At 65.9% G+C, this 20511-nt stretch carries 24 protein-coding genes and 1 tRNA gene; 8 read left to right on the forward strand and 17 right to left on the reverse strand.

Going from position 1 to position 20511, the window contains the following annotated elements; all coding sequences use genetic code 11:
* Nucleotides 1–8 precede the first annotated feature (8 nt).
* Together EBE87_RS20185 and EBE87_RS20190 are read left to right on the forward strand one after the other, a co-directional pair.
* Nucleotides 9–308: a putative quinol monooxygenase gene (locus tag EBE87_RS20185; protein WP_120637699.1), complete on the forward strand. Its 300-nt coding sequence runs from the start codon at nt 9–11 to the stop codon at nt 306–308.
* Nucleotides 305–784, forward strand: coding sequence for a CinA family protein (locus EBE87_RS20190; protein WP_120637700.1), 480 nt, complete (start codon nt 305–307; stop codon nt 782–784). The genes EBE87_RS20185 and EBE87_RS20190 overlap by 4 nt, the downstream gene beginning before the upstream one ends.
* On the opposite strand, the gene EBE87_RS20195 is transcribed toward EBE87_RS20190, so the two are convergent.
* Nucleotides 781–1488: an extensin-like domain-containing protein gene (locus EBE87_RS20195; RefSeq protein WP_120637701.1), complete on the reverse strand. Its 708-nt coding sequence runs from the start codon at nt 1486–1488 to the stop codon at nt 781–783. The genes EBE87_RS20190 and EBE87_RS20195 overlap by 4 nt on opposite strands.
* A 127-nt stretch (nt 1489–1615) precedes the next feature.
* Between EBE87_RS20195 and EBE87_RS20200 the strand changes: the two genes are divergently transcribed.
* Together EBE87_RS20200 and EBE87_RS20205 are read left to right on the forward strand one after the other, a co-directional pair.
* On the forward strand, nt 1616–2785 hold the full coding sequence (locus EBE87_RS20200) for a M20 aminoacylase family protein (protein ID WP_120637702.1): 1170 nt from the start codon (nt 1616–1618) through the stop codon (nt 2783–2785).
* A gap of 98 nt (nt 2786–2883) precedes the next feature.
* A complete protein-coding gene (locus tag EBE87_RS20205; RefSeq protein WP_120637703.1) occupies nt 2884–3609 on the forward strand; it encodes an SOS response-associated peptidase in 726 nt (241 codons plus the stop codon).
* Here the strand turns inward: EBE87_RS20205 and uraH are convergent.
* The 6 genes from uraH to EBE87_RS30360 all read right to left on the reverse strand — a co-directional run bounded on the left by uraH (nt 3594) and on the right by EBE87_RS30360 (nt 8156).
* Nucleotides 3594–3938: a hydroxyisourate hydrolase gene (uraH, locus tag EBE87_RS20210; protein WP_120637704.1), complete on the reverse strand. Its 345-nt coding sequence runs from the start codon at nt 3936–3938 to the stop codon at nt 3594–3596. The genes EBE87_RS20205 and uraH overlap by 16 nt on opposite strands.
* Complete coding sequence (locus EBE87_RS20215) at nt 3935–5359, reverse strand: NAD(P)-binding domain-containing protein (RefSeq protein WP_120637705.1); 1425 nt, start codon at nt 5357–5359, stop codon at nt 3935–3937. The genes uraH and EBE87_RS20215 overlap by 4 nt, the downstream gene beginning before the upstream one ends.
* A 65-nt stretch (nt 5360–5424) precedes the next feature.
* Entirely contained in the window at nt 5425–6378 is a 954-nt protein-coding gene (locus EBE87_RS20220) for an aldo/keto reductase (protein WP_120637706.1), read from the reverse strand.
* 47 nt (nt 6379–6425) lie between these two features.
* The gene (locus EBE87_RS20225; RefSeq protein ID WP_120637707.1) at nt 6426–7298 is read right to left on the reverse strand and encodes a metal ABC transporter permease; all 873 of its coding nucleotides are present in this window, start codon (nt 7296–7298) and stop codon (nt 6426–6428) included.
* 4 nt (nt 7299–7302) lie between these two features.
* Entirely contained in the window at nt 7303–8028 is a 726-nt protein-coding gene (locus EBE87_RS20230; RefSeq protein WP_120637730.1) for a metal ABC transporter ATP-binding protein, read from the reverse strand.
* Nucleotides 8025–8156, reverse strand: a complete 132-nt coding sequence (locus EBE87_RS30360; RefSeq protein ID WP_267898268.1) for a hypothetical protein — start codon at nt 8154–8156, stop codon at nt 8025–8027. The genes EBE87_RS20230 and EBE87_RS30360 overlap by 4 nt, the downstream gene beginning before the upstream one ends.
* 127 nt (nt 8157–8283) lie before the next feature.
* Between EBE87_RS30360 and EBE87_RS20235 the strand changes: the two genes are divergently transcribed.
* Nucleotides 8284–9585: a DUF445 domain-containing protein gene (locus EBE87_RS20235; RefSeq protein ID WP_120637708.1), complete on the forward strand. Its 1302-nt coding sequence runs from the start codon at nt 8284–8286 to the stop codon at nt 9583–9585.
* 1659 nt (nt 9586–11244) lie between these two features.
* On the opposite strand, the gene EBE87_RS20250 is transcribed toward EBE87_RS20235, so the two are convergent.
* The 3 genes from EBE87_RS20250 to EBE87_RS28710 form a co-directional block, all read right to left on the reverse strand.
* Nucleotides 11245–11904, reverse strand: a complete 660-nt coding sequence (locus EBE87_RS20250; protein WP_120637711.1) for an SOS response-associated peptidase — start codon at nt 11902–11904, stop codon at nt 11245–11247.
* A 139-nt stretch (nt 11905–12043) separates the two neighbouring features.
* The gene (locus EBE87_RS29095; RefSeq protein ID WP_158600850.1) at nt 12044–12193 is read right to left on the reverse strand and encodes a hypothetical protein; all 150 of its coding nucleotides are present in this window, start codon (nt 12191–12193) and stop codon (nt 12044–12046) included.
* A gap of 64 nt (nt 12194–12257) precedes the next feature.
* Nucleotides 12258–12929, reverse strand: a complete 672-nt coding sequence (locus tag EBE87_RS28710; protein ID WP_147426013.1) for a hypothetical protein — start codon at nt 12927–12929, stop codon at nt 12258–12260.
* Nucleotides 12930–13169: 240 nt separating this feature from the next.
* Here EBE87_RS28710 and EBE87_RS20255 point away from each other — a divergent pair, with 240 nt between their 5' ends.
* Nucleotides 13170–13406 carry a hypothetical protein gene (locus tag EBE87_RS20255; protein WP_120637712.1) on the forward strand — a complete coding sequence of 79 codons (237 nt, stop codon included), beginning with the start codon at nt 13170–13172 and terminating at the stop codon, nt 13404–13406.
* A 524-nt stretch (nt 13407–13930) separates the two neighbouring features.
* Here EBE87_RS20255 and EBE87_RS28715 read toward each other — a convergent pair.
* From EBE87_RS28715 to EBE87_RS29100, 3 genes are all read right to left on the reverse strand, one after another.
* On the reverse strand, nt 13931–14842 hold the full coding sequence (locus EBE87_RS28715) for a DUF6414 family protein (RefSeq protein WP_147426014.1): 912 nt from the start codon (nt 14840–14842) through the stop codon (nt 13931–13933).
* Between the two features lie 521 nt (nt 14843–15363).
* On the reverse strand, nt 15364–15615 hold the full coding sequence (locus tag EBE87_RS20265) for a hypothetical protein (protein ID WP_120637714.1): 252 nt from the start codon (nt 15613–15615) through the stop codon (nt 15364–15366).
* A gap of 343 nt (nt 15616–15958) precedes the next feature.
* Nucleotides 15959–16032: transfer RNA gene (locus EBE87_RS29100), tRNA-Trp, on the reverse strand.
* A 333-nt stretch (nt 16033–16365) separates the two neighbouring features.
* Here EBE87_RS29100 and EBE87_RS28720 point away from each other — a divergent pair.
* On the forward strand, nt 16366–16659 hold the full coding sequence (locus EBE87_RS28720) for a hypothetical protein (RefSeq protein ID WP_147426015.1): 294 nt from the start codon (nt 16366–16368) through the stop codon (nt 16657–16659).
* Between the two features lie 237 nt (nt 16660–16896).
* Here EBE87_RS28720 and EBE87_RS20270 read toward each other — a convergent pair whose 3' ends face one another.
* Complete coding sequence (locus tag EBE87_RS20270; RefSeq protein ID WP_199707265.1) at nt 16897–17541, reverse strand: glycoside hydrolase family protein; 645 nt, start codon at nt 17539–17541, stop codon at nt 16897–16899.
* Entirely contained in the window at nt 17538–17840 is a 303-nt protein-coding gene (locus tag EBE87_RS20275) for a hypothetical protein (protein ID WP_147426016.1), read from the reverse strand. The genes EBE87_RS20270 and EBE87_RS20275 overlap by 4 nt, the downstream gene beginning before the upstream one ends.
* 100 nt (nt 17841–17940) lie before the next feature.
* Here EBE87_RS20275 and EBE87_RS20280 point away from each other — a divergent pair, with 100 nt between their 5' ends.
* Nucleotides 17941–18144 (forward strand): hypothetical protein, encoded by a 204-nt coding sequence (locus tag EBE87_RS20280; protein ID WP_120637717.1) that lies wholly within the window; start codon nt 17941–17943, stop codon nt 18142–18144.
* 9 nt (nt 18145–18153) lie between these two features.
* Here EBE87_RS20280 and EBE87_RS20285 read toward each other — a convergent pair whose 3' ends face one another.
* Both EBE87_RS20285 and EBE87_RS20290 read right to left on the reverse strand, forming a co-directional pair.
* The gene (locus tag EBE87_RS20285; RefSeq protein WP_120637718.1) at nt 18154–19860 is read right to left on the reverse strand and encodes a hypothetical protein; all 1707 of its coding nucleotides are present in this window, start codon (nt 19858–19860) and stop codon (nt 18154–18156) included.
* Nucleotides 19861–19955: 95 nt separating this feature from the next.
* Entirely contained in the window at nt 19956–20501 is a 546-nt protein-coding gene (locus tag EBE87_RS20290; protein WP_120637719.1) for a hypothetical protein, read from the reverse strand.
* Between the last annotated feature and the right edge of the window lie 10 nt (nt 20502–20511).

Consider the following 20511-nt stretch of genomic DNA (forward strand, 5'->3'; position numbering starts at 1 on the left):
CTCCCCACATGATCCATGTCATCGCCGTCATCACCGCCAAGCCCGGCCAGCGGGAGGCGCTGCTGGCGCTGTTCCGCGCCAACATGCCCGCCGTGCTGGCCGAGGAAGGCTGCATCGAATACGGCCCGGTCGTGGATGCGCCCGGCAGCCGGGCGCCCTATGGCCCCGACACCTTCGTGGTGGTGGAGAAATGGGCCAGCCCGGAGGCGCTGAAGGCCCATGCCGCCTCCTCCCATATGGTGACCTATGGCAATGCCTCGGCCCATCTGGTGGCGGACCGTGTCATCCATGTGCTGATCCCGGCATGAGCAGCCAGGAGGCCGCCGCCCGCGTGGCGGCGCTGCTGGCCGCGCGCGGGGAGAAGCTGGCAGTGGCGGAATCCTCCGCCGGGGGGCTGGTCTCGGCCCGGCTGCTGGCGGTGCCGGGAGCCTCGGCCTTCTTCCTCGGCGGCGCCGTGATCTATACCGGCACGGCGCGGCAGGCCCTGCTGGGCATCGGGCCTGAAGACATGGAAGGCCTGCGCCCTTCCACTGAGCCCTATGCCGCCCTGCTGGCCCGGCAGGTGCGGCAGAAGCTCAGTGCCGACTGGGGGCTGGCCGAGACCGGCGCCACCGGCCCTGCCGGCAACCGCTATGGCGATGCCGCCGGCCATGCCTGCCTGGCCGTCAGCGGACCGCGCGGGCTGAGCCGGACGCTGGAAACCGCCTCCCCGGACCGCGTCGCCAATATGGAAGCCTTCGCCACCGCCGCGCTGGAACTGCTGGAGGAAGCGCTGCGGGCCTAGCTGCAACGCTGCCAGCGGCCGGCTTCCATGTGGAAGTGGTCGCGATGCGCCGCGTTGTAGTCCGGCCCCAGCACGGCGCCGAAGAAACGGCAGGCGCCGTCCCGCACGTCGCGCAGGAAGGCGGCGGGGGGGCTGTCCGCCGCCTCGCCCCAGTCCCGTGGCAGCCGCACCTCCCGCCCATTGGCCAGGGTGAAGCCGGCGATGTCGATGGCATTGGCCGTGGCATGCTGGCTGCGGCGTCCGGCGGCGCGGCCATAGACATTGCGGCAGGCATAGCTGCCCAGGTGCCGCACGCCGGTGACGCGGCTGTTGAAATGCACCTCGGCCGCCGGTTGCAGCGCGTGCCGCTCGAACATCAGCCAGGCGGCGGCCACCGGGCAGGTCACCACCGGCCGCGCCGGGCTCAGCACCGCGCTTTCGCCTTCCAGGCGCATGGTGTTCACCAGGGCGCAGCCATTCTCCTCCGGCCGGTCCGGCAGCCGCTGCGGCGTGATGCCGGAAGCCTCGAACGCCGCGAGGCAGGCGCTGGGCTGCAACCCGATGCGCGCCATCTTCCAGGGCGTCATCAGGTTGGGCTCGGCGCGGAAGTCCAGAGGCGCGCGCGGGTCCCATTCCGGCGGGATGCGCAGCAGGCCGGAGAACACGGCACCCAACAGGGCCAGCGGCGCCAGCAGCAGCAGGGTCAGCAGGATGCGGCGGATCATCACCCTGGCAGATGGCCCCGCCTCCGCCGGGCGGAAGCGCCCGCATACAGTTTGTCACGGGTGCCCCTTGCCAGCCCCGGCGCCCCGCTCTCACCATGGGCCATCTCGATCCGCAGGATGATCACCCATGCCCGTCTTGAACCGCATCGCCGATTTCCACCAGGAAATGACCGGCTGGCGCCATGACTTCCACCAGCACCCGGAACTGGCCTTCGAGGAAGTGCGCACCAGCGGCATCGTGGCCGACAAGCTGCGCGAATTCGGCGTGGACGAGGTGATCACCGGCATCGCCAAGACCGGCGTGGTCGGCGTCATCCGCGGCAGCGCGCCCGGCCCCGCCATCGGCCTGCGCGCCGACATGGATGCGCTGCCGATCCTGGAGGAAACCGGCGTCCCCTATGCCAGCAAGACGCCCGGCAAGATGCATGCCTGCGGCCATGACGGCCATACCACCATGCTGCTGGGCGCCGCCAAGTACCTGGCCGAGACCCGCAACTTCGCCGGCACCGTCTATCTGCTGTTCCAGCCGGCCGAGGAGAATTTCGGCGGCGGCCGCGTGATGGTGGAGGAAGGCGTCTTCACCCGCTTCCCGATGGAGCGCGTCTTCGGCATCCACAACTGGCCGGGCCACAAGGCGGGCGAGTTCCTGTGGCGCGTCGGGCCCGTGATGGCGGCGGTGGGCAATATCGACATCACCATCACCGGCAAGGGCGCGCATGGCGCCATGCCGAACAACGGCAATGACCCGATCGTTATCGCCTCCCAGATCGTCTCGGCCTTCCAGAGCATCGTGGCGCGGAATGTGGAGCCGCTGGAATCCGGCGTCGTCACCATCGGCCATATCCGGGGCGGCCATACCCACAACGTCATTCCGGAGACGGTGCTGCTGCAGGGCACGGCGCGCTGGTTCAAGCCCGAGGTCGGCGACCTGCTGGAGCAGAAGGTGCGCGACCTCGCCACCGGCATCGCCACCGCCTATGGCGCCAAGGCCGAGGTGCAGTTCACCCGCCTGTATCCGGCGACGGTGAACGAGGAAGCCTCCACCGAGCTGGCGAAGCAGGCCGCCGCCGCCGTGGTGGGCGAGAACCGCGTCGTCTTCATGGAAAAGCCCACCATGGGCGGGGAGGACTTCTCCTTCATGCTGAACGAGAAGCCGGGTTCCTACCTGATGCTGGGCGGCCAGCGCGCGCCCACCGATGCGAACGTGCATCACCCGAAATACGACTTCAACGACGAGATCCTGCCCATCGGCGCCAGCTACTTCGCCACGCTGGCCGAGCAGCTTCTGCCGCGCTGAGGAAGGCGGCGGCGGGGCGGCCCTGCCCCGCCGCCTCAACCCTTTGGCGCTGACGCCGTTGTCCAGGGCAACCTTGCCGGCAGCCGGGAACTGACATCATGTGCGGCCGTTTCTTTTTGCAGCGCGACCCGGCAGGGCTGGCGCAATACATGGAAGTGACGGGCGTGCCGCCCAACTTCCCGCCCTCCTGGAACGTGGCGCCGACGCAGGATTCGCCTGTGGTGCGCTACAACGCCAAGGATGGCGCGCGCCACATGGACCTGCTGCGCTGGGGGCTGGTGCCGCGCTGGGCCAAGGACACCTCCGGTGCCGCCAAGCTGATGAACGCGCGGGCCGACGGCATCGCCGAGAAGCCCTCCTTCCGCGATGCCTTCGCCAAGCGGCGCTGCATCGTGCCGGCCGATGGCTTCTACGAATGGCGGCAGGAAGGCGCGCGCAAGCAGCCCTATGCCGTGGCCCTGGCCTCGGGCGAGCCGATGGCGCTGGCGGGCCTCTGGGAAGGCTGGCAGCAGCCGGACGGGTCCTGGCTGCGCACCTTTTCCATCGTCACCACCGATGCCAATGAAAAGCAGGCGCTGGTGCATCACCGCATGCCGGTGATCCTGCCGCCTGAACTCTGGCCCGCCTGGCTGGGGGAAGAGGAAGCCTCGCCCGAGGAATTGCAGGATTTCCTGCACCCCAGCCCGGCGGAGGAACTGGCCTGCTGGCCGGTGCCCGCCCGTGTCGGCAAGTTCTCGGAAAACGATGCCGGGCTGATCGCCCGCGACCCCACGGCGCAGCCGCCGCCGGAACTGAACGACCCCTCGCCCTACGAGCCACGATAGGTGGAATAGGACCAGGGCGAGCAGAGCAGCGGCACATGGTAATGCCCCCGCCCTGCCTCCAGCCCCACATTCAGCGCCACCACATCCAGGAAGCCCGCCGCCTGCCCCCGCGCGCGGAAGTAGTCGCCCACCGCGAAGCGCAGTTCGTAGCGGCCGGGGCGGAAGCTGGCGGCGTCCATCAGCGGTGCATCGGTGCGGCCATCGGCATTGGTGGTGGCGCGCGTGACCAGCGTGGCGTCCTCCATGCGCCAGAGCTCCACCGCCACGCCGGCGGCGGGGATACCTGCAGCGGTGTCCAGCACATGCGTGGTCAGGGCGGAGGGCTTCATTGCGCGGCTTCCTCGGCCAGTTCCTCGGGGATCAGGGAGGTCAGTTCGCGCAGGTCATAGGCTTGCAGGGCGGCGAGGTGCTTCTCCGCGTCCTCTCGCCACAGCGCGCGGCAGAGGCCATCGGCCAGACGTGGCACACCGTATTTCATGCCACTGATGCTGGCGCCGGACAGGCCCATCGAGAGTGTCGCCGCATAGGTGATGCAGTGGATGCGCGTCAGGAAAGGCGCTGTGCCCGGCTGCTTCTCCTGAAAGGAGAAGTCGTCCGACAGATAGGGCGAGACGGCGCAGAGCGCGCTTTCCTCTCCCGGCGGCGGTGTGAAGGCATCGCGCCACAGGCGGATATGCTGCGCGAAGAGCGCCAGTTCCGGCCGCAGGTCAAGATCGAAGGTGCTGCCGGTGCCCAGGATCACGGCATCGGCGCGGAAGCTGCCGCGTGGGGTGTCCAGTTCCACCTCCTGCCCCACCATGCGGGCGGCGGTGACCGGCGCGCCCATGGTGATGGAGAAGCGCGGGTCACTGGCCACCCGGTCCCAGCTTTCCTGTGGCGGCGGCTGGTTCAGTTCGAAGATGTGGCGGATGAAGCGCCACTTCAGCAGGTCCGGCAGCGCGTGGTGCTGGCCGAGGAAGCCCGCCTGCTCCATCCAGCGGAAAGGATTGACGCGGGGCATGCGCGGGCGGCGCACCAGCATCCGCGCCTCGGCCGCACCGGCTTCCAGCGCGGTCGCCAGATTATCGAAGGCCGAGGCACCGGCACCGACCACCAGCAGACGCTTGCCGGCGAGGCCAGCGAAATCGATCTCCTGCGCCGTATGCAGCACCTTCTCCGGTGGCAACCGGTCGAAAGGCGCGGGCGTGACCCAGGCGCCGCAACCATCCATGCCGGTGGCCAGCACCAACCGGCGGGCGCGCAGTACCATTTCGCCGCCCGGGGTGGCGAAGCGCAGGCGCAGCAGCGCACCCTCCGGCTCCACCTGCGTTAGGGCGTGTTCGTGCTGCACCGGCAGGTCCAGCACGCGGACGTACCAGTCCAGGTAGCGCTGCCAGTCCTCGCGGCCGATCTTGTGCAGGCTCTGCCAGGCCGCCGCGCCATCCCGCGCCTCGAAGAAGGCGCGCGGCGTCAGGGCAGGGATGCCGAGGTCGGGGCCGGTGACATGCTTCGGCGTGCGCAGGGTGCGCATGCGCGCGAAGGTGGTCCAGACCCCGGTGCCGCCCGGCGGCGCGCGGTCGAAGATGGCCGTGTTGCCCACCTTCTGCCGCCGCAGGGCGAAAGCCGTGGTCAGCCCGGTCTGGCCGCCACCGATGATGGCAACATCCAGCACGCCATCGCCGGCCGGCGGCACCCAGTCATGGGCAGGGTAGTCGAGGTATTCCAGTTGCTGACGAAGGCTGCGTTCCAACGCGGCGAGAGCATCAGGCATGATGGAGACCTCAAGGGCGGGTGCGGTGCAGCATGGCGCTCCGCCCCGCCCTCAGGCAAGCCGGCTTATTGCGGCGCGGCGGCGTCCAGCGCGGCCATGGCATCGGCATCCAGCTTCAACTGCACGGCGGCCAGCAGTTCCTCCAGTTGCTCCACCTTGGTGGCGCTGGCGATCGGCGCCACCACGGCGGGACGCGCGGCCAGCCAGGCCACCGCGACCTGGGACGGCTTCACGCCCAGGCGCTTCGCCACGGCCTCCATGGCGTCCAGCAGCTTCAGCCCCTGCGGGTTGAGGTAGTTGGTGCCGATCTTGCCGCCACGGGCGCTCTGCGAGAGGTCGGCCTCGCTGCGGTACTTGCCGGTCAGGAAGCCGCTGGCCAGCGTGTAATAGGGCGCGACGGCCACGCCTTCCTTCACGCAGAGGTCTTGCAAGGCGCCTTCGAAATCCTTGCGGTCGTAGAGGTTGTAGAGCGGCTGCAGCACCGTGTAGCGCGGCAGGCCCTTGGCATCGGCGGTGGCAAGCGCCTCGCCCAGCCGTTCGGCGGTGAAGTTGGAAGCGCCAATGGCGCGCACCTTGCCAGCCTTGATCAGCCGGTCATAGGTTTCCAGCACCTCCTCCATCGGGGTGTTCGCATCGTCCCGATGGGAATAGTAGAGGTCGACGTAATCGGTGTTGAGGCGCTTGAGCGAGGCCTCGATCTGCTTCTCCACCCGCGCGCGGGCCAGGCCCTTGTCGGTGGGGGTCATCTCGGCGCCGGTCTTGGTGGCGATCACCACCTTGTCGCGCCCGCCGCGCGCCTTCAGCCACTTGCCGATGATGGTCTCGGACTCGCCGCCCTGGTGGCCGGGAACCCAGCGCGAATACACATCGGCGGTGTCGATGAAATTGCCGCCGCCGGCGACGAAGGCATCGAGGATCTTGAAGGACTGCGCCTCGTCCGCCGTCCAGCCGAAGACATTGCCACCAAGGCAAAGTGGCGCGACCGAAAAGCCGGCCTTACCCAATGCGCGCTGTTCCATCCGGATGTTTTTCCTGCCTGTTGCCGGGCGGCGAAAGGCAGCCCGGGTTAACCAGCCAGATGCGGCCGTCTCAGCCAACGCGCAAGGAGGCCATCGACTGGCCCCGCCACCAGCGAGACCACCCAGGCGCCCCCCGCCACCAGCACGATGGCCGGCCCACTGGGCAGATCGAGGTGATAGGAGAGCAGCAGCCCCGCCGCGCTGGAGAAGATGGCGATGGCGACGGAGGCATAGGCCATGCCGCCCACGTTGCGCGCCCAGTGCCGGGCGGCGACGGCGGGCAGCATCATCAGCCCCACCGCCATCAGCGTGCCCAGCGCCTGGAAGGCCGCCAGCACGTTCAGCACCACCAGCCCCAGGAACATCATGTGCCAGGCCCCGCCCCGCATTCGCGCCGCGGCGGCGAAGGAGGGGTCGAAGCATTCCACCACCAGCGGCCGCCAGGCGAAGGCCAGGGCCACCAGCGTCAGGCTGGAAACGCCCGCCATCATGAACAGCGCCGGGTCATCCACCCCCAGCACGCTGCCGAACAGCAGGTGGGAGAGTTCCACGGAGCCCGCACGGGTGGAGATCAGCGTCACGCCCAGCGCCAGGGCGACGAGGTAGAGCGCGGCCAGGGCCGCATCCTCCCGCCCGCCGGTGGCGCGGGAAATGGCGCCGGCGCCCAGCGCCACCACCAGCCCCGCCAGCAAGCCGCCGATGGACATGGCGGTGACAGACAGCCCCGCCACCAGGAAGCCGGCGGCGATGCCGGGCAGGATGCCATGCGCCAGCACATCGGCCGTCAGGCTCATCCGCCGCAGCATCAGGAAGACGCCCAGCGGCGGCGCGGCCAGCGACAGCGCGAGGCAGCCCACCATGGCGCGGCGCAGGAAGCCGAACTCGGCGAAGGGGCCCCAGATCAGGTCCAGCAAAGCCATGGGTTCAGGCCGCGTCGCGCGCGCAGGCCCCGGCGTCGTCCAACCAGCCTTCGGCCATCATGCGGGCGCGCAGGCGGTTCTCGGGGCGCAGCACTTCCTCGGTCGGGCCCCAGGCAATGGCCTCGCGCGCCAGCAGCAGCGTTTGCGGGAACTCACGCTGCACCAAGTCCAGGTCGTGCAGCACGGCCACCACCGTGCGGCCTTCCCCATGCCAGCGGCGCACCAGGGCCAGCAGGTCCGTCACGGTGCGGGTGTCGAGGGCGTTGAAAGGCTCGTCCAGCAGGATGACGGGCGCGTCCTGCACCAGCAGCCGGGCAAAGAGCACGCGCTGGAACTGCCCCACGGAAAGGCTGCCCACCGGGCGGCGGCCGAATCCCTCCAGCCCCACGGCGGCCAGGGCTTCCAGCGAACGGGCGCGCTCTGCCGGACGGATGGCGCGGAAGGCGCCGGCACGGGACCAATGGCCTAGTTGCACCACATCCAGGCAGGAGATCGGGAAGGCACGGTCCACCGCCGCCACCTGCGGCAGCAGTGCGATGGAATCGCGCGGCGCCACCAGCCGTCCGCCATCCGGCCGGTGTAGCCCGGCGATGGCCCGCAGCAAGGTGGACTTGCCGGCGCCATTGGGGCCGATGATCGCGGTCAGGCTGCCTGGCGCGAACTGGCCGGTGACGTGATGCACCGCCGGCCGACGCCCATGGCTCAGGGTCAGGTTTTCGAGCTGGATCATGCCCACAGCGCCCACAGCACCCCACTCCAGAGCAGCACCAGCAGCACCGCTGCCAGCAGCAGGCGCGCGCCGGTGCCGGCAGCCAGGGCCAATGGGTCGGTTAGCAAAGGGATTCGGGGCGCGGTCATCTCTGTTATGTCATAACATCACATAGGCCAGGGAGGAAGCGGATCACGATGCATCCCTGCCCTCCGGCAACGGGAGACCGGGCCGCGTGGTTTCGAGGACATGCGATCTCCGATACCCTCCGCTCCGATGGACGCTTCTCCTCCGCCCCCCTTCCCCACCAATCCGCAGGACCCGGAGGTGGCGCTGCGGCGCAACCTAGCCCGCTACCGCGCCTTCGCCAGCGGCCTGCTGGTGCTGATGGCGGCGCTGATGCTCGGCGCCTACTGGATGCCGCCGGGCTATGCCACCGACCTGTTGCAGGCCGCCGCCAAAGCCGGGCTGGTGGGCGGGTTGGCGGACTGGTTCGCGGTGACGGCGCTGTTCCGCCGGCCCATGGGCCTGCCGATCCCGCATACCGCCATCATCCCCAATGAAAAGGAACGGCTGGGGCGTGGGCTGGGCCGCTTCGTGGCCAACCACGTCTTCACCGAGGCGGAGATCGGCCGACTGCTGGCCCGCATCGACATCGCCGCCATCCTCCGCCGCTTCCTGGAAGACCCCGCCACCAGCCGCCAGACGGCGGAGGCCCTGGCGGGCTCCTTGCCGCGCCTCCTGCTCTCGGTAGAGGACGGGCGGGCGCGCAAGTTGCTGTTGCGGCTGTTGCCGCGCATCGCCTCCGGCCCCGCCGCCGCGCGCATGCTGGCGCGGCTGCTGCGGACGCTGATGGCGGGCGGCCAGCACCAGGAGGTCTTCGGGCTGGCATTGGCGCAGATCCGGGTGGTGCTGGCGGCCAAGGAGGAGAGCCTGCGCGACGCCATCCAGAACCGCGTGCGGGCTGAGGGCGGCGCGCTGGTGGGCTGGTTGGCCGGCGCCGCGGTGGCCCGGCGGGTGCTGAGCTCGATCAATCAGGAATTGGAAAAGATCGAGCCCGACGATAGCGAGCTGCGCGCCGCCTTCGAGGCCTGGCTGCTGGCCGAGATCGAGAAGCTGGAGAACGACCCGGAGCGCGCCGCCACCATCGGCCGCGCGCTGCGGGAGGCCATGGCCCACCCGACGGTGAATGCCTGGCTGATGGATGTCTGGGACCGGCTGAAGGCCGCCCTGGCCGCCGATGCGGGGCGCAAGGACGGGCGGACGGTGGTGCTGCTCTCGGGCCTGATGGGCAACCTGGGCGCGCTGCTGGAGCAGGATGAAGGCGCCCGGGCACGGGTGAATGGCGCTGTCGAGCGCATGCTGCGCGGCCTGCTGCCGCAGGCGCAGGACCGGCTTTCCGGCTTCATCGCGCAGGTGGTGGGCAACTGGGACACCGCCACGGTGGTGGACAAGATCGAGTTGCGCGTGGGCCGCGACCTGCAATTCGTGCGCGTGAACGGCACGCTGGTGGGCTTCCTGGCGGGCGGTGCGCTTTATGCCTTGCTGCGGGCGGTCTTCGGGCACGGGCCGGGATAGGTCGGCAACGGCGCCCCAGGAGGCTGGCCTGGCGACGGGCCGGCCCGGCGGTGGGCTGCACCGCTTCCGATGCGGCGGCGCATCGCATCACCACAAATGCAAAACGCCCCGTAACGGGGCGTCTGGTCACCGGCTGGTCTGTGGGGGAAGAGATGGTGGGCGCTCACGGGCTCGAACCGTGGACCTACTGATTAAGAGTTGTGAGAAAACGTTTTAGAAACAGCGCTTCGGTTGACCTAAGCTTCCCAAGAATGGGATTGCGAAAGATAACCTCGACATCAGGTGCAACAAGCCTGACCAGCGGTTCTCGATCGCAGGGAGACCTCATCTTGGATCACGACACCAGTTTCGCGGTGGGCGACCGTATAGAGATGCGGGCGAACAGGGAGAGCCCCTGGCTGCCTGATCATACGGGCACCATCGTAGGGCCGGCACCAGCGGTGCAGGATGAAGGCGGACGGATAACCCCGCAGTGGCGTGTTCGATTTGACAGGGAAGATCGGGCTGAACCACTGCCTGCCCATCTTCTTAGGAAGATCCCGAGTTGATTGTTCGGGTGGCTGGCTAGCCGCCCGGCAGTTTCCCACCGGGCGGCTTACCTCAACAGCATGCTGCCGAGGGTGCCTCGCACCTATCTGAGGAAGGGCGCGGGCCAATCCCGATCCCTGAGGCCAGGGCCTAGGATAGGGTCTCAGGAGAGCGGGTGACCTTGTTGCTGCGGGCCGAACTCGAAACCGGCTGCCTGAAGGAAGCGCCCCAAAGGAGCGCCCTGTACCGTCAGATGGTGCCCCTGCGTGTCCTTCCACGCCGCCGCAGCCGGAGGATCATAGCACGGGTGCGCTCAACCTTTCCGCATGAGATCGGCCATTCGCTTGGCCCTCGCGAGAGTTTGTTTCGACCTCAGACAGAGAGCGGAAGACGGAGCGCCGGGGGAAAGACATGGCGCGGCTGTAGCATGGCCGCAGCTACCAAATGAAAAACCGGCCGGCAGGTTCCCCACCGGGCGGCTCTGCCAGCTCAGACATGAGCAAGATACGCGACGATTTAGCGGATGCAGAGAGTCATCTTGTTCTCTTTCCGTTCTCTCTGATACGGTCGCGCCTATGGCCCGATCATCCCCCTTCCCCGTGCCGGCCAGCGAGCGCGATGCCCTGCTTGCCAGCCCCCTCGACACCTTGGTCTCCACGGCGCTGGTCGCCCACTGCGGCGATCCGTGCTGCCCGCCCCCGAGGCCAATCCCGGTCGGCGATGTGCTTCGGGTCCGCGGTAACCGCCCCCTGGGACACGTCATCGGCGGCCTCTTTTGCACGGCTTGCGGTTCCCCCGCCCAGGTCGTGTCGTTACGGGCCGAATGCCCTGGAGGCTGGATTGTGCAGCCAGTGGTCGTGCCTGAACCGCGCGTGGTGTCGTGAATGCAGCCCGCATGGGCCAACCCTGTCCCGGGGACTACATCTGGTACCGGCAGGAATGGGTGCTCACCGTCCGGTGCAGCACTGAGGGATGCAGCGAGGGCGCCAGCCGGCCGGTCTGGGAATGGGCGGCCCTGCACAAGATGGATAGCCGGCGGAAGCTCTGGGAACTGGTGGCGCGCATGAAGTGCAGCAAATGCGGCGCCAAGAAGCCTCATTCAGAGCTTACGCCGCCGCGCGGGATGAAAGGCTAGCCCTTCCCGTCCTGCCGCCCACCCCTGGCCACGACCTGCAATGCCCCATCAGGGAGTGGGCGTTGCAAGATCCTTGCCTCTTCCCAGGGCGCCTCAAGCCAGGTGTCCCACTCGTCAGGGTCGGTGAGGATGGCCGGCATCGCCTTAGGGTGAACGGCCCCGACCTCGGCATTCGGCTCCGTGGTCAGAAAGCCGAAGAGGTCAGCCGTCACCTCGCCTTCCTTCAGTTTCCGCACGCTGGTCCAGGTGGTCCAGATGCCGGCGAAGAACGCGAGAGGACGCTCGGCCGAGAGAGCAAACCAAATCGGCAGCGGCTTGCCATCAGGCCCACGGTCGTTCTCGCTGAAGCTGGTTAGCGGCACGAGGCACCGATGCTCTGGGGCCAACCAGCGGCGCCAGTGCGGGCTCTTGGTGTTGCGGATGTTGGTCACGCCGGAGTCGGTCTTCTTCCCCTCCAGCACGAAGGCTGGAGACGGCATGCCCCAGCGCGCCATGACCAGTTCGCGCTCACCATCCGCAGCATTCCGCACAATCGGCGCGGCATAGTCGGGGTAGATCCCTGGCAGCGGCGGCATGTTGCCGACGCTATCCCGCATGGCTCGCGCCACGTCGCGGATGGCGGCCTTGTTGCTGGTCATGGAGTAGAGGTTGCACATGCCAGCGAGGCTATCAGTGCTTAGGCCAAAGACGCCAGAGAGGGCATCTGCAATCCTAAGCGGGCCGCAAATGATCTCACAGAAAAGCTCGCCGATGCGCGGGCTCCTTGCTTAGGCGGTCGAGAATGTCGGCTGCAGTTCAGACAAGCGCCAGGGTGATCACCGCTGCCCCGATAGATACCAAGCCCAAGGCATAGGAGCAGCCTGCCACGATCTGCCGCTCACGCTTTGCCGGTGCCTTGCCCATCGTCATCATCGTGCCTCCCTGCAACTGGTCGGGCATGGTCATGCCGCTCTACCACATCCGTAGGCACAGACGCGCTCAAGTATCGCTAGGTTGCAGTTAAAATAGATCATTCGCGACCAAGCCAGACACGTATCGGCATGAAGCCAGTCCTGGTTTTGACCGGCATCTTCCCACGCATGACCGGGCGAAGTATCTCTTCACACATGCGCTCTGCGATAGCCTCCGGGCTTGAGCCGAGATCATCTAAATCATTCAGATCGGTAGCTTGCTTTTTTACCTCTTCAGTAAGGATATTTCTCTCATAATCCCTAATTAAATTTTTCGCTGCCACGAATACTTTCATGTGTTCATGTTCTACATGGTTGCTTATTTTCTGAGCATTAACGCCAAATATTCTGAGTTTGCGGCATTCGAATTCCAAATCAACAACGCTTCTCATGGCTTCTTGAGAAAGATTTCGTATTCTATTTATGTGCTCATGAGCAGCTTCGCTTCTCTCCATTGATACTTCAGAGCTAAATCGCGTCTTCGCCGCGTAGCCCAAGCCGAAACTAACAACCTGCATTCTAAGATCACGGATTGCCCTGAGCGCATCATAAACTGCGCCCCATGCTGCTTCCGTGAGTTCCATTCTACGCCGCCCAGGGGCCTCATGTTTCCAGTTACGCACAGTGATCAGAGCAGCAACAATGGCGAAGACAGCAGCAATTATGGTTCCCACTGCCTGGATCAACGCTGCTAAAATTTCTTTGTCCGTTCCCGCTTGCAGATCGATCAATTGCGTACCCTTTCATAAGCCTGCGCTAAGGCGCCATCTTCGCTGACACGAGTATGCCTTCTGCCGCCTTTCGGGGAAGAAGGGCTTGCCGCCTTCGCTCTGCTCAACATGTCAGCTTAAGCTCCCGTTCGTGCTACCCTACCCTTCTCGGCCGATCATCTTCGGGTGGCGCCCTGCGCCAGCAGGTAGCGTGAGGCCCTAGGCACAGCTTCAAGCGTGCCGCCGATAGGATTAGCCAGCATGAGCGAAGCGGTATTTCAGGTTGGCCAGGTCGTAGCCTTTGCCCGCCGCCTTTGCGATGGACACATTCCCAAAGGCGGCTTCACGGTTCTTCGGGTGATGCCCCTCGAAGGCGGGCTTCGGACTTACCGCGTGCGAGGTAAGGACGGGCAAGAGCGGGCGTTTGAGGAAAGCCAGCTGCGGCGGGAGGGTGCTGCGTCTGACGGTGGGAAGAAGATTGAGGTCTGGCCAACTTGAGCCGGCGCAGAACAGCGTGCAGCGTTCGATAGCATTTCGGCCAAATTGTCTTTGGCCAATGTAATGCGAGATCAAGCACCGGACATGCTATCGTTGTCCATGACATACAATCGGTCGTGCTTGAACTGGGCGCGTAGTGTCGATTGGGAGGGCCGTGTCGAGCAGATTGGGTTTGCTGCGGCCGGAATATTTGCCGCGGCTCTCGTGATCTACCTGCTTGGCCTGATCTAATTCGTTTTGAGGAGGTCGCGGCCATGGCTACTGCCAAATTCGGGACCGGTGAGTTGGTGACTTTCACTCCGGGGCTCGGCGATGCGAACATTCCATCAGGAATATTCACCGTCCTTCGGGTGATGCCTAGTGAAGGTGGCAATCGCAGCTACAGGGTTCGTGGCGCGCGAGACGGACAGGAGCGGGTCCTTCCAGAGGATCAACTCACAGCAACATCGGAAGCTAAGCCGGTGCGGCGATAGGCACAAAAAGCCCGCCGGTGGGCGGGCTGGCTGAGGCACCTAAAGATGAAACTACGTTCCATTGATCTCCCGCAGCACAAGCAAGGGCGTTAGTCCAAATGCATGGTCCGGGCGCCCCAGTTGAGGGCGGACTACCAAGGAGAGAGCGCTGACCATCTGACCGAGAGCGCTGCTAACTGTTGCCAGGGCCATTTCCAGGTGCGCTTGGTCATCAGGCGCGCCGGGACGAGCGTCAAGAATGCCAACTAGGGTCCAGTTAGGTCCCAGGTGGGTTCCGTGTTGTAGAAGGATGTCAGACCCGGCCGTAACCATGGCGTCGGCTCTCATGGGAAACCAACATGAGAAATCCTGCCCCATTATCCAGCCCTGCGTGCTGTGGGGAAAGTCTGTCATCAGGTCCATGAATACATCAATGTTGGGATCTGATGACTGGCCTGACTTCCTGTGGCGTTCTAATCCGCGGCGCTCCTGCCGGTTAGCGGGCGGAGCCGCCTGTTCTTGAACGCCGGAATTGATAAGCTTTCTAGTGCTCGGCTTAGTCCATAAATTCTTGAGAAGCCCGATATCCAGCACTAACAAAGAACCGGATACGATGACTAGATCGCCAATTGCCGCAGAGCTTATGTCGGATTTAAGCAGCCCTCTGGACTGGGCCTCATCTAAGAAGGTTAGGGCATTACTCCAAAAGGGATCGTAAGATTTTTCGCTGCCGGCGCGCAGTTCAGAATTCTCAGCCCCTTCGACACCCGCGTCTCCGGACGTTATGGCGAGGTTGAACTTGCCGCCCGTTCGATACTTGCGCGACGAACCGTCTGTGGCCTGTTCGCTGATCTTGGTGGCCTGCAACACGCCGGCATCCTCGAACTGTGCGAGGAACGACCCTACCCTTCTGGCGTCATGGTAGATGAAGTCAAAGACGGAAGCGGTGTGCGGACGGCCGGGAGCCTGATCTGATGCGCTCACGAGCGGCTTCTGCCCGCCTGAGGTGATCCTCCCGAGCGGCACGCGACTGCTCCGCAGCTTGACGCAGCTGCTCCGGGATGTCCCTCAGCACGTCGAGCAAAGTGCGCTCTGTCGCGCGCTTCAGCTCTGCGAGATGCTTTTCCTCGGCCGACATGGTCATTTCCGCCATGAGCATCAGACATTATGTTCAGCTCCCTTGAGATGCAAGCTTTAGCGAGCGGTGCCACCACCGCGGCCCCCGCGGATCCAGTCACTCCCCCTCATCCCCCGTCGCGTCTAGCGGCGGCTCAGGGGAGGCAGTGGCCGCCTCTTTGGCGAGCCCACGAGCCACGAGGATGAGCGCCTTCCGCGTTTCGGCGCCCAGTTCGTCCTCCTTCAGGATCGGCATAGAGGCCCAGCTATACCTATTTCGCCCCACCAACGTTACGCTCAAGTTAGCCTCTGTGCCTTAGGTCAGGCTTTTTGAGAAGAGGGTGGCGACGACGATGGCTACCCCATTCCTTGGCAACGGCTGCCAGGACCTAGTTTCGACCTTCGTAGAAATCGGCCAGCAGGAGGAAATCTGCGGCCGAAACCTGCATGGTGAGCTGCCCCTCCCGCTCTGCCGCCGTTGCGAGCGCTAGCAAGCCCTCAATGGTCCGCACCTCGCGCCGCACTTGGTCCAACTCGTCGGACCTCCCGCTAGGAGGCAAATCGAGAGCTAAGCTCGCCGCCTCACTGGCTGGACCACACGCCGCGATGATGTGCTGGCACTTAAGGAAGGCACGCGACATGGCTTACTCCAGGTCAGTGGATTTGCCGCCACAGCGCGGTCAACGAAAAGCTGCCCGGCAAGGCGGGGGCCGAGACCGGGCAGCTTGTACGCTATTCCCACCGAAGGCGTGACAGGGCATCCGTTCCGATGCCGTAGCAGTGAAACCGTAGGGGTGATTTACGTTTAATGCAAATTTCATCCGCGCCGGTAACGAAATGCTGAGGCGTGAGCGTCGAGCCCTAGGTAAGAAAAACCGCCCGGCAGGATTGCTCCCACCGGGCGGATGCTTCCCTACTGGCACCGGGAATTGCGCCGCGCGGCATATACGGTGGCTTAGCCGCGCGCTTCCGCGCCACCGGAACTGGCATAGGGCCGAGGATTTGAACCTCGACTGATGGTTTTGGAGACCATCCGACTACCGTTGTCTTAGCCCTACTCATTGCTGCGGGCCGGGCTTGATACCGGCTGACGGCTATTACCGATGACCTTGGCCGAGGCCCGCCGACTTATCGGATAGCGTGTCCTTCCACGCCGCCGCAGCGCCAGCATGATACCACAGCGCAGCACTAGGGTATTGCCCCGATCCGCTATTCACGGTGCCTTGAATAAGGCGGCCCGGGCTCGTCCACATTAAACGGTGCGGGACATATGGATCACGGAAAGTCCTTCTCCCCCGCCGCAATCGCGCTTTCCACTGTTACGCATTCGGTGCCCTTTTCATCACCGGCCCGTTTCGCTTAGCTTACGTTCTACGTAAACGGAGGTTCGGGTGAAGATCCAGCGTGACGGTAAGAACCAGCCCTACATTGAGTGGGAGCAAGCCTCGGGCGCCTTCAAGCGCGCTTGGGTTCAGAAGAAGGGCGACTTAGATAAGGACTGGGCAGGAACCGGCCGGTATCTCAACGTGGTCCGCTGCAACGCGCCAGGACGGCCTGGGGGTAACCCGACAGACTTCCCAATCTTCGACAGTTCCTTGAGCGACGAGCAGATACTGCGAGCTTTCGTTCAGTCTGTTTGCGCCATGACCGGCTGCCGTTTACCAAAAGAGTCAGATGATGCGTAGTCTTCCCTTGGCTCATACTGGAGAAGACGGGCTTTCATCTCTCGCATTTCTTAGGAAAAATGTAGGAATGCCAGAGAATTCTTGGGCCAGAGTCAAGAATTGCCGTCTTCTTGATTACATCCGGGAGGAAGACGGCAGGATCATCTACGATGATGGGGACGGGCCGAAGTCCATGCTTTTGTCCGAATGGCAGAAGCTTCCGATCTGGCGCAATCAATTTAAACCCCGGAGCTGATCTCACCCCTCCCGCATCAGATCCGCCATCCGCTTCGCCCGCGCCGGGGTCTGCCTCGCCCACTGGCTGTTGAGCATCCCGGCAGCCGCGCCCGCGTAGTCGCCGCGCTCCACCATGGCCAGGGTGTTCTTGAAGCCGAGCAGCCCAGCCAGTCCCATCTGGAACGCCATGGCCTCCAGCACCATGCGGCGAACCGGCGTGAGGCGGGTGGACCAGGGTAGCGAGCGTGCCACCTGCTCCCGCACCTCCACCACGTCGTTGCCCAGCAGATAGCGGGCCTCGGCGGCGGTGATGCCCTTGCGGTTCAGCGCGCGGCCGATGCCGATGGTGGGATGGCCGACCACCTGCGTGCCGGGCCCGATGGCCTTGCCGGTGGCGTCATCATAGACGGTCAGGCGCAGGCCCTCCTCCACGATCAGCAGATCGGTCAGGGCCGCAACGGGGTCGGTCGCCACAGGCGCCTCCATTGATGTCGGGAGATTGGCCGGGGCGGGGATCGTCTCCCCCACCCCGTAGACGGGCACCACTTGCCCGGGGTGGTAGACCCCGGGCACTGGCGCCAGATCGACGGGGGCGCGGGCGGTGCTGGCGGCCGGAGCCTCCCGCCCCAAGCCCAGGAAGGCGAACAGGCGAGAGAGGAGCGTCACAGTCGGACCTTCCCCACGATGCCAGCCACGTTGTCGGTGACGCGGGCGACCTCCCGCACGGTCGCGGCGGCAGTGGAGGCAGCGACCTGCGCGGTGTTGGCGGCCTGCTCCACCGTCTCGGCAGCCTTGGTGGACTTCTCGGGCAGCAGCGCCGAGATGCCGCCCAGGGCAAGGATGCCGATCTGGATGGCCATCTCCATGCGGGGATCGTCCGGCGCCAAGCCAAGCAGGGCGAACAGCACCACGGCGAGCGAGCGCATGGTGCCCGGCTCGCGAAGGCGAGCGAGAACGTATTGCATCGGATTGTCCTCAGGGATGCCGGGATGCGCCCCGGCGGCGGTTACTCAGGACACGGGCGCCGCGTTGAGCTAGAATGTCCCGTGTGCATGAGGGCTAGAAATGGCTGAGCAGCAGCAGACCCGCGCCGAAGCCCCGAACCCAGGTGGCCGGTTCCGTGTCCACATGGTCGGATCAGGCCGTGGTTTTACCTATGAGTTCTTGGACCACGGCGTCGTCCATGAGAGCGGCGACGCATCAACGCCGAACGTCATCTGGCTTCTGTTTGAAGAGTTCAAGCGCGGCAGGCTATCTGCTCAGGCCTGATCGCGGCGTTCACTCAGCCGGCGCGATGCTCAGCAGCGGGTCGCGGCGGAAGTCGGCTGGCTGGGTCCAGGGGGCGCCCATGGTGGGGATAGCCTTGAACAGCTTCCGGGCCTCAGCGTCGTTGAACAGCGAGACATAGCCGGCGAGGGTCGAGAGGAACCACGCGCCGTAGTTGCCGTTCGACTGCTCCCAGCCCGAGCCGTTGGACCAGCCTCGCTTCTCCGTTTCGGCCTTGATGCGGGACCAGTCGCGGTAGGTCTCGCCTGTCTCAGGGTCGCTGACGGCGAGGATATACCCCACGCCGTCATGGCCCAGCTTGGCGACGCGGTTGAGGTGGAAGTTCGCCGCCCATTCCAGGAAGGCCTTGGCCAGCGGATTGCCCCGCTTGGCCGCCGCAATGGCCGTCGAGGCGAAGTAGTCCTGCTGCCACAGGCTGAGCCCGCCCGGCGTGCCGTATTCGCCCGGCAGCCAGCCATGCGCCTCGCCCTGCTGCTCTGTCCAGATCGGGATATTGTCCATGATCCAGCGCCAGTTGGCCTCGGAGACGGCGGTGAAGTACGCCTTCTCGACGCTTCCCTCCGGGCTGGCCCAGGCGGCTTCGTCGATCTGCCGCAGCGCCCAGGCCGAGCCGCGCACCTGATTGCCCCACACCACCAGCATATCGCTGTCGCCGCGCATCCCAGACCACTGGAACACGACGTTCCACGCTGCCTGGGCCTGCAGGTTGTCGAGGAAGGCGCGGCGGCCGGTCAGCAAGTAGGCGACGAAGCTGCAGTCCGGCTGGTGCGCGCTATCCAGTTCCCAGCCAACCTCGGCCGCCGACGGCACCGGCTGGAGCAGCGTCCCCGAACCCGGCTCGCCGCCGCGCGGGTCCGTCCAGAGCCCTGGCCAATCCGTGACGCGCATCCAGGCGCAGCGCGATGCATCCCAATGGTGCCAGGGAATACCGCCCGCCGCCTCGGCCTGGCCGATCAGGTAAGCGATCGCGCGCGGGTCGCGGGAAATGATGGCCGCAGCCGCAGCTTCCGTCGCAGGGCCGATATCCGGCCGCCCACCAGTGGCCGGCATGTCGAGGTAGAGGCCGCGCGTCGCGAAGACATCGCTGTCCCACGACGGGTCAGCCATGGCGGCGGCGTACCGCTGCAGCACGCTCTCATCCACCGAGCCGGCATAGCTGGCGACGCCGGCGGCACGCAGCGTCTTGGCATCGGGCCAGGGCGTCTCGGGGAGCGGGCCGGTCGATACCATGCGGCCCCAGCCAGAGTAGAGATGATGGCGCGGCACATCGCGGCGCAGCACCTCCTGGCCGTCAAGCACCACCCGCACGGAATAGCTGGCGGGGCCGCCGCCCTCGCGCATGCTGATGTCGTTGCGGAGCCACACGTCCGCCCAGCGCACACCCTGCTTGCGGCCATGGTCCACAACCAGCCGCAGCGACGTGCAGCCCGCGATCTCCGCCGGCACCTCCAGCATCAGGCGGGCATCATCGGCCTCGGGCAGCTCTACGGGCCAGAGGGTGCCGGACGCGGAGGTGATCTCGATCCGGGCGGATGTGCCTGGCGTCGGCGTCACGACGACGGGGGCGGCTTCCGGCTCGGTGATGATGGGCGCCGGCTCTGGCTGGAGATCTGGCGCCGGCGTGGACGGCAGCCGCTCCGCAATCAGGCGCTCCAGCGCGGCAATGCGCGCCTCCGTTGGCGCGAACGCATCAGCCATCAGACCGCGCAGCCACGCGGTTACCGCGTCACCAGGGGTGTCGGGCATCGGATACCTCGGATTGTGTGTGATGCCGGCAGCCGGCCGGCGGCGGGTTAGCCTCGGCCTAGCAAGTCCTGCCGGACAGACTGGATCTGCGCGGGAGGAAGAGAGCCGCCCGAGACGCTAGGGATATCCCCCTGCTGCTGGGCTCGCGGCGGCATAATGCCTTGCAGGACTTCCTGCCTCGTGAGGCGGGTGCCCTGCGTGCGTTGCTCAGCGTCCAACTGGCGGATCAGCCCCTCCAGCCGGTTCACATCCTTCTCGCGCTGCTCACGCCCCGACTGTAGGCCGGCCCGGATCTCAGCTATGGAGGACGCGAGGTTCGTCTGCATCACCTGCATCTCCTTCACGCTGCCTCCCATGTTGAAGACATTCGATCCGATGGTGATGCAGCCGATGATGATGCCAAGGGCAGAGCCGACCATCGCTATGATGGCCGTCATGCTCGGTGTCTTCGGCGCGCGTGCCTGGGCAGAGAACTGGGTGGACAGCTCCACTTGGCGCTGATTGGCTTGGGCGTGCGTGCGCTCGCTCAACCTCGCAACAAGCGTTTCCAGGTCACGGATGCGGTCCGCTTCGCTTCGCCCGCTATCTGGCATCGTTCAGGAA

It is taken from the genome of Teichococcus wenyumeiae (assembly GCF_003696345.1).
Classification (GTDB): domain Bacteria; phylum Pseudomonadota; class Alphaproteobacteria; order Acetobacterales; family Acetobacteraceae; genus Pseudoroseomonas; species Pseudoroseomonas wenyumeiae.

Excerpts from the sequence above, each read along its gene's own strand:
- EBE87_RS20185 (WP_120637699.1), top strand. The coding sequence starts at position 9 with ATGATCCATGTCATCGCCGTCATCACCGCCAAGCCCGGCCAGCGGGAG.
- EBE87_RS20190 (WP_120637700.1), top strand. The coding sequence starts at position 305 with ATGAGCAGCCAGGAGGCCGCCGCCCGCGTGGCGGCGCTGCTGGCCGCG.
- EBE87_RS20195 (WP_120637701.1), bottom strand. The coding sequence starts at position 1,488 with ATGATCCGCCGCATCCTGCTGACCCTGCTGCTGCTGGCGCCGCTGGCC.
- EBE87_RS20200 (WP_120637702.1), top strand. The coding sequence starts at position 1,616 with ATGCCCGTCTTGAACCGCATCGCCGATTTCCACCAGGAAATGACCGGC.
- EBE87_RS20205 (WP_120637703.1), top strand. The coding sequence starts at position 2,884 with ATGTGCGGCCGTTTCTTTTTGCAGCGCGACCCGGCAGGGCTGGCGCAA.
- uraH (WP_120637704.1), bottom strand. The coding sequence starts at position 3,938 with ATGAAGCCCTCCGCCCTGACCACGCATGTGCTGGACACCGCTGCAGGT.
- EBE87_RS20215 (WP_120637705.1), bottom strand. The coding sequence starts at position 5,359 with ATGCCTGATGCTCTCGCCGCGTTGGAACGCAGCCTTCGTCAGCAACTG.
- EBE87_RS20220 (WP_120637706.1), bottom strand. The coding sequence starts at position 6,378 with ATGGAACAGCGCGCATTGGGTAAGGCCGGCTTTTCGGTCGCGCCACTT.
- EBE87_RS20225 (WP_120637707.1), bottom strand. The coding sequence starts at position 7,298 with ATGGCTTTGCTGGACCTGATCTGGGGCCCCTTCGCCGAGTTCGGCTTC.
- EBE87_RS20230 (WP_120637730.1), bottom strand. The coding sequence starts at position 8,028 with ATGATCCAGCTCGAAAACCTGACCCTGAGCCATGGGCGTCGGCCGGCG.
- EBE87_RS30360 (WP_267898268.1), bottom strand. The coding sequence starts at position 8,156 with ATGACCGCGCCCCGAATCCCTTTGCTAACCGACCCATTGGCCCTGGCT.
- EBE87_RS20235 (WP_120637708.1), top strand. The coding sequence starts at position 8,284 with ATGGACGCTTCTCCTCCGCCCCCCTTCCCCACCAATCCGCAGGACCCG.
- EBE87_RS20250 (WP_120637711.1), bottom strand. The coding sequence starts at position 11,904 with ATGTGCAACCTCTACTCCATGACCAGCAACAAGGCCGCCATCCGCGAC.
- EBE87_RS29095 (WP_158600850.1), bottom strand. The coding sequence starts at position 12,193 with ATGACCATGCCCGACCAGTTGCAGGGAGGCACGATGATGACGATGGGC.
- EBE87_RS20255 (WP_120637712.1), top strand. The coding sequence starts at position 13,170 with ATGAGCGAAGCGGTATTTCAGGTTGGCCAGGTCGTAGCCTTTGCCCGC.
- EBE87_RS20265 (WP_120637714.1), bottom strand. The coding sequence starts at position 15,615 with ATGTCGCGTGCCTTCCTTAAGTGCCAGCACATCATCGCGGCGTGTGGT.
- EBE87_RS20275 (WP_147426016.1), bottom strand. The coding sequence starts at position 17,840 with ATGCAATACGTTCTCGCTCGCCTTCGCGAGCCGGGCACCATGCGCTCG.
- EBE87_RS20280 (WP_120637717.1), top strand. The coding sequence starts at position 17,941 with ATGGCTGAGCAGCAGCAGACCCGCGCCGAAGCCCCGAACCCAGGTGGC.
- EBE87_RS20285 (WP_120637718.1), bottom strand. The coding sequence starts at position 19,860 with ATGGCTGATGCGTTCGCGCCAACGGAGGCGCGCATTGCCGCGCTGGAG.
- EBE87_RS20290 (WP_120637719.1), bottom strand. The coding sequence starts at position 20,501 with ATGCCAGATAGCGGGCGAAGCGAAGCGGACCGCATCCGTGACCTGGAA.